1 protein-coding gene is annotated in these 1,534 nt (G+C 39.2%); it reads right to left on the bottom strand.

Annotated features, from left to right (window positions below; translation table 11 throughout):
* A partial coding sequence (locus tag ACFQZT_RS32250; protein WP_379307065.1) for an S-layer homology domain-containing protein occupies positions 1-898 on the bottom strand: 898 nt, incomplete at its 3' end.
* Between the last annotated feature and the right edge of the window lie 636 nt (positions 899-1,534).

Genomic DNA, 1,534 nt, shown 5'->3' on the forward strand with positions numbered 1-1,534 from the left:
TAGCGGATTTCTTGTCGTCTGCGAATTTCGCAGTCGTTGCTACAGCAACAGTACCTTTCGTCAAAGCCAATTTCGCCTTGTCAGTATCTACTGGTTTGTTAAAGTTTACAGTAACTGTTTTTACTCCAGTTGCTTTCGCGCCAGTTACAGATACTTTACCAGCTGGTACGTATTGTTGTTTAGCTTCGTATGCGCCAGTCAAAAGCAAGTCGCGAGTTGCGTTGGATTGGCCAGCGAATTTACCGTCTGTACCGTTAGCCAGAAGTTTCAGTTCAAGAGCAAGTGCTACATAGCCTTGTGCCCAATCAGAAACAGTGGAGTCGTTACCTGTTTTTGCTTTAGCATCAGCATCTTTACCCAGTACGCGAACTAGGAAAGTAGCGAGTTGTTCTTTAGTTACTTTACCAGCTGGGTTGTAAGTACCTTCGCCGTAACCATCAGTTACGCCAGCTGTTTTCAGAGCTTCGATGAAAGGAAGAGCGTAGCCGTTAGCTGCGTCGTCAGCTTTAACATCGGAGAAACTGGAAGTTTTCAGGTCTTTGTTTACATCAAGACCCATGATCAAAGCTGCAACTTTCGCGAATTGAGCACGGTTCATTTCTTCTTTCAGACCAAACGTAGTGTCGCTTGTTCCGTCGAAGATACCAGCGCTAATCATAGCGTCAAATTTTGCTTTTGTTGCTGCATCAAGATCTTTAAGATCTGTGAAGTTAGCGGATGTTTTTGCAGTTGTAGTTGCTGCTGTGTCAGCAAATGCTACGGAAGAAAATACGGATAATGCCATTGCTGTAGAAAGAACTACGGATAAACTTTTCTTCATAACCTTTTTTTCTCCTCCTTGAATATCTTTCACTTTATTTGTGTTTGTTGCAAACATATTTGAGCTCGATTCACTCATTGTCAGGTTCACCCCCTTTCCAGAGTTGAGCAGCAATTATAACAAGTTCGCTTGCGACTTAAAAAGTCACATTGAAACTAGTAAACTAATACCAAAAAAGATAGTCATGCCATTGAATATTATACATTGGTCGAAATACGTCGTAAAGAGTTATTTTTGTAAAAACACTTTTATTTCTTTGTTTCAAAGTATTAAACGCGGTACTAATAAAAAAGTTGCGCTTGTTAAATATTTTTTTCTTTTTAGGAACTAATTTTTTAAAAATAATATTTTTACATTCCAAGGATGTTCTTATGACAAGTCTTTCAGATCCGTAAAGTCTGAGGATATTTTACCGAATGCAACGGAAGAGAGCATCGACCGAGCAACCTTTGCGGAAAGCACTTCGATTAAGCTTTTCGCTTTTCTTTTCCTCTATGTATTTAAATATTTTGTTATAAAAACTTATAGCTCAACGGGGCGCTGCGACTTTCGCGCATGCCTTCGTGTAGCTTCATGTCTATCAATTTTGCTACACATTGAATATACTGCCATCTATCCGAGAATTCATTTATGTTAGTTTGCTTGGATTCTGCTTTGTTCCGCTTTCCAACTTACCTATTATGTTTGCTAAGCCATCAAACGTATAAAAAATAC

It is taken from the genome of Paenibacillus sp. GCM10027628 (assembly GCF_042676385.1).
GTDB lineage: Bacteria > Bacillota > Bacilli > Paenibacillales > NBRC-103111 > Paenibacillus_E.